The following is a 4,749-nucleotide window of genomic DNA, read 5'->3' on the forward strand; positions in this document are numbered from 1 at the left end:
GCTCCGCTATCCGAGGAGTTCATGCAGGGTATGCGTCCGGCGCGTGAGGTCCATGGTGTTGACTGGGTTGACGCCAAGATGGGCCGCAAGCGCGGGCGGCCCAAGCTGGATGCTCCCAAGGTCGAGGTGAAAATCCGCTTGGATGCAAAGACGGTGGAGCATCTGCGCGACAGCGGCCCCGGATGGCAAACCCGTGTAAACGCCCTGCTCGGCCAGCTTGTGGCGACGGGACAAATCTGATCGTGGGCCACGTGGAAGCCCGCGAAAGCTTCAAGGCCGAAGCCCTCGCCTCATGGGCCGAATATCAGGAAACCGGGCTGCATCTGACCGGCGAGGAAGTGGCCCGCTGGCTCGATAGCTGGGGCACGGCAGGCGAGGGCGAATGTCCGCCTTGCCATCTGCGCGGAACCGAAAACCCCTGATTTTACCCTCTGGTGCCCGTCAGGGCACCGCCAAGCCCTTGGATGGCGAAACCTACCCCCCAACGCCTCCCTGCGCTCTATGGGCCGGAATCGCCTCCTGCACACCCCCTGATAGCCAATTGCGACCTTGCAGCGTGTGCGACGTGGAAGGGATGCGGATTCCTGTCCGTCATGCTCCTAACGTGTGCCGCGACTAGCGGCACTCATCATCCCCGCCGTAGGCGGCCTGATTAGCGAGTTACCCACCCCCCGCCGCCGCCAGCTTTTGGATAGCGCTATGGCGGGGCATGGATAACTCGCAGCCCCCTTTTAGGGGGTAATCATAAGATCATAGAAGGGCCGCAAAAAAACTCATTACATTCCAATATGTTGCGTGGGGGGGGTAGCTCACCAGCTATGGGCTACCCCTAGGCCACCAGCTATGGGCTAGGTTCGGGTAGATTTCACCCAAATAATGTTGAAATCCTACCAGTATTGGGGTAGCAGGGTGGGTGAAATTCACCCATGCACGGGCGAATAACGCCCAAATTTGGGCTAGGGGTAGCTCATGCCTGACGAGTTTTGTCAGGCAGTGGGACTAGGGAGTGCCATGCCGGTAAAACAAAAGGGATTAGCCCTAGCAACAGCGCCGGGGGGAACATGGGTTCAGACTGACCGAAGCGCCCATGAGAAATGGGCAATGCTATCCATCTCTAACCCTAGAGCCGCATCGGTGCTGCATGTGCTGGTGGCCCAGATGGGACGACATAACGCTATCGTGGCGAGCCAAGCGACATTGGCAAAGGCTGCGGGGTGCGGCCTAAACACCGTCAAACGGGCGTTGTCAGTGCTACGCGAACAAGGGTGGATCGAGGTCCGCCAGATCGGCCCGACCGGGACAGCCTGCGCCTACATCATCAATGATCGTGTAGCATGGACCGGCAAGCGTGACGGCATCCGCTACAGTATGTTTTCAGCGGCAGTGCTGGTCGCAGACGATGAGCAGCCGGATCGCGATGAACTGGGCGCACAACCGGCCCTCCATCGCCTGCCGAACCTGTTTCCGGGTGAACGCCAGTTGCCCAGCGGTCCCGGCCTTCCGCCACCGTCTGAGCCATCACTTCCGGGGATGGAACCTGACTTGCCCGCGCAGTATATGGAAACCCCGGAAACACCACCATTTGAACGATTGGAAACGGGTGAAGATTCGTGACCTATCTAAGTCTAGGAGAAGCCGCAAAGGCTGCTGGTGTTGCCAAGGGAACTATTAGCAAAGCCCTGAAATCAGGTAAGCTAAGCTATGCTGACAAAACCCCTGCGGGATACCAAATAGACCCCGCCGAACTGTTCCGCGCGTTTCCACGGAAACAGCCAGAAACCGTTGAATATGAACGATTGGAAACTCCAAAGGAAACGGTGGAAACGGCTGTGCTACGGGCACAGCTTGAAGCCGCCGAACGGAGGGCCGCAACTGCCGAGGCCGACCGGGACGCTTGGCGGGAACAAGCGCAACGTGCGACACTCGCTTTGACCGATCAACGTGCCGCCCCTCAACCCGTCCCCCAGCGTGGATTCTGGTCCCGTCTGTTCAGCCGCCAGGGCAACAGCCCTAGCGGCGATGAGGCATGAGGGCGGCGGGTTTCACCTGAACCCGCGCATGGCTGACCGCCCCAGTCGCGACCACGCCGCCGCTGCGATCTGGCTGCACGAAAAACCCTGACGCATTGGAAGTCCGCACGAAAACCCCGATTTCAGGGTTTTCCGTCACCCTCACAGGCTCATGCCGCGATCCCGTTGCAGGACCAGCTCGCGCTCGTGGAGCAACTGCCCCACCGCCCGCGCCATTTGGGGTTCGCGCTGGATCTGCTCGATGTAGAGATCCTTGGTGTGCTGGTTCGCCCCGTTATAGGCATCCACCGCCTTGCGGAGCGCCTCCGGGGTCGCCTTCCAGTCGCTGTTATGGTCGCCATAGCCGTGGGCGCCCGCCTCGCGCTTCCCGGCTATGGTCCTGAACTTCTCCGCCACCTTTTCCCGTTCCTGCGCCTGCTGGCGCTCCTGTGCCTGCTCACGGGCGCGCTCGGCGGCAAGCTGCTCCTGACGCTGCGCCTCGGCGGCATCGCGCCGATCGCGATCGACCGCGCCGCTCAAGGTCGCCGCGAACGCATGGAGTCTGCCCGATATGCGCTGCCCCGCATCGCGTAGCCACTCGGTCCCCCGCTCGATATACTGGCGCAGGCCCCGCCGCTCGATGACGCCGGCGTTGTGCTGGCCCACCATCGTCACCGGCTCATAGGCCCGCCCCTCCCGCATCGCCTGATGCTCGGCGCGGCGCTCCATCGCCGTCGCGCTCGGCCCCATATGCACGGTCGCCTCCTGCTCGATCCCCTGCCGCTGGTGGCTGCGATGGTCCACCCGCTCCACGCTACCGGCGCGCTCAAGGGCAACATTCTGCATCTCGGCCCACCGGCCACGCCAGCGCTCGACCTCCCCGCTCGTCTTCTGGTCCAGTTCGCGGGTCTTCTCGCCCAGCCCTTCCGGGCCGATCCGCCGCGTCGTCGTCAGCAGATGGGCATGATGGTTGCGCTGGTCGCCCTCGCGACCTGGTGCGTGGATCGCCACGTCCACCGCCACCCCATGCCGCTCGCTGATCTCCCGCGCGAGGCCCAGCGCAAGCTCGCGCCGCGCCTCGGCCGACAACTCGGCCGGAAGCGCGATTTCATATTCACGGGCGACGGTGGAGTTCTTGCGCGTCTCGGCCTGCTCGGCGGCGTTCCAGAGCGCGGCCCGGTTGTTGGCCCACGCCGGGGCGTCGGCGGGCACAACAAGCGCGTTATGCTCGACGCCTTGCTTGCGGGTGTAATCGTGGACGAGGCCGGTTCGCTCGTCCGTGATTTCGACGCCCGCACGATAAGCCGCTGCCGCCGTCGCACTGCGACCGGCGGAACGGCTGATCGTCTTAACCGCAAGATGGAAGCTCGCCATCGCCGCGCCCTTACTAGCCATGCGGGAGCATGGCGCGGGCGATAGCCCGCTGGGGTTCAGGGGTATCCCCTGACGCACGCAAACGCAAGTTTGCATAAGTGCGCCCTTCCTCTCTTTCGTTCGGTCGGGTCCGGTGCTATCAATATCGCGCAGCGAAAGGATTGACCATGGCCGCTCCCACGCCAGAGGCTATCGAAACCGCACGTCGCAAGGTCCAGCAGGCCAAGGCCCGGTTGCAGGCACTGGAAGCCCGCGCCGCCACCATGAACCGCAAGGCCGATGCGCGCCGCAAGATCATCCTCGGCGGCCTGCTCCTCGATGCCGCCATGAAAGACCCCGCATGGGAATCCCGCCTCAATGACCTGATGAACCGCATCAGCCGCGATCAGGACCGCAAGGCGTTCGAGGGCTGGACCTTCAAGGGAGGCCCTGCCGATGCCTGATCCCTTCGACCCTGCCGAGTTCGACGCGCCCCCTCCCTCCGATCCCGGCGCGGACTATCGCATCCTGCTCGACGCCATGCGGAAGGCCGGGGCCGAAGGGGTCGCCCAGCAGGTCGCCGCCCTGTCCCGCCAGATCGAGCATGACGCCCGCCAGCGCGCCGAAGCGGGGCAGCAGACGCAGAACGCGCTCAACGAACTCCTGCGGGCCGCTACGCAGCTTCAGCGCGTCAGCGCAGCCATCGGGTGGGAGCATCTGAAGGGATGGCTCTACGCGGCCATGATCGGGCTGGGCCTGATCTTCGCCGCGGCCCTCGCCTACCAGTGGGCGAAGGAACCCAAGATTGAACAGCGGCTATACGGCTGCACCGCACGATGGGACGCCAAAACTCAACGCTGCAAGGGCGATTGGGTGCCCTTGCAGGCGCAATAGGCCAGTTCATTATCGGGTGTACGTAAATTCTTGCTCTTAACATTTAATGGGTGTACGAGATTGCTATGGAAGTCGAGTTCGATCCGGCCAAGGACGAGGCTAATCTCGCCAAGCACGGCGTATCATTGCAGGCTGCGGCGGACTTCGATTTTACAACATCGCTCGACCGTGAAGACACACGGTTCGACTATGGCGAAGTTCGCTTCGTATCCATCGGCTTCATCGGCGACCGCCTCTATTTTTTGGCCTATGCCGATGGTTCAACGGACGATGCAATACGCGCCATCAGCCTCCGCAGAGCGGAGAAACACGAGGTGAGGTTCTACTATGCGTCCCAAGTTTGATCCCGAAATTCACAGCGAAGATGCTCCGCTATCCGAGGAGTTCATGCAGGGTATGCGTCCGGCGCGTGAGGTCCATGGTGTTGACTGGGTTGACGCCAAGATGGGCCGCAAGCGCGGGCGGCCCAAGCTGGATGCTCCCAAGGTCGAGG

At 62.9% G+C, this 4,749-nt stretch carries 8 protein-coding genes; 7 read left to right on the plus strand and 1 reads right to left on the minus strand.

The window, feature by feature from the left end:
• The 4 genes from EWH12_RS21475 to EWH12_RS21490 form a co-directional block, all read left to right on the plus strand.
• The coding region (locus tag EWH12_RS21475; protein WP_207212470.1) for a BrnA antitoxin family protein at positions 1 to 240 on the plus strand (240 nt) is incomplete at its 5' end.
• A gap of 2 nt (positions 241 to 242) precedes the next feature.
• Positions 243 to 422, plus strand: a complete 180-nt coding sequence (locus EWH12_RS21480; protein ID WP_082733613.1) for a transcriptional regulator — start codon at positions 243 to 245, stop codon at positions 420 to 422.
• A 589-nt stretch (positions 423 to 1,011) separates the two neighbouring features.
• Positions 1,012 to 1,614: a helix-turn-helix domain-containing protein gene (locus EWH12_RS21485; RefSeq protein ID WP_129927775.1), complete on the plus strand. Its 603-nt coding sequence runs from the start codon at positions 1,012 to 1,014 to the stop codon at positions 1,612 to 1,614.
• Entirely contained in the window at positions 1,611 to 2,030 is a 420-nt protein-coding gene (locus EWH12_RS21490; RefSeq protein WP_010337277.1) for a hypothetical protein, read from the plus strand. The genes EWH12_RS21485 and EWH12_RS21490 overlap by 4 nt, the downstream gene beginning before the upstream one ends.
• A gap of 141 nt (positions 2,031 to 2,171) precedes the next feature.
• On the opposite strand, the gene mobQ is transcribed toward EWH12_RS21490, so the two are convergent.
• The gene (gene mobQ, locus EWH12_RS21495) at positions 2,172 to 3,404 is read right to left on the minus strand and encodes a MobQ family relaxase (protein ID WP_231736769.1); all 1,233 of its coding nucleotides are present in this window, start codon (positions 3,402 to 3,404) and stop codon (positions 2,172 to 2,174) included.
• Between the two features lie 146 nt (positions 3,405 to 3,550).
• Here mobQ and EWH12_RS21500 point away from each other — a divergent pair, with 146 nt between their 5' ends.
• From EWH12_RS21500 to EWH12_RS21510, 3 genes are all read left to right on the plus strand, one after another.
• The gene (locus tag EWH12_RS21500) at positions 3,551 to 3,826 is read left to right on the plus strand and encodes a hypothetical protein (RefSeq protein WP_010337271.1); all 276 of its coding nucleotides are present in this window, start codon (positions 3,551 to 3,553) and stop codon (positions 3,824 to 3,826) included.
• Positions 3,819 to 4,256 (plus strand): hypothetical protein, encoded by a 438-nt coding sequence (locus EWH12_RS21505; protein ID WP_066769916.1) that lies wholly within the window; start codon positions 3,819 to 3,821, stop codon positions 4,254 to 4,256. The genes EWH12_RS21500 and EWH12_RS21505 overlap by 8 nt, the downstream gene beginning before the upstream one ends.
• A 65-nt stretch (positions 4,257 to 4,321) precedes the next feature.
• On the plus strand, positions 4,322 to 4,600 hold the full coding sequence (locus EWH12_RS21510) for a BrnT family toxin (RefSeq protein WP_010337273.1): 279 nt from the start codon (positions 4,322 to 4,324) through the stop codon (positions 4,598 to 4,600).
• Positions 4,601 to 4,749: the final 149 nt, after the last annotated feature.

The sequence above is a fragment of the Sphingobium cupriresistens genome (genome assembly GCF_004152865.1).
GTDB lineage: Bacteria > Pseudomonadota > Alphaproteobacteria > Sphingomonadales > Sphingomonadaceae > Sphingobium > Sphingobium cupriresistens.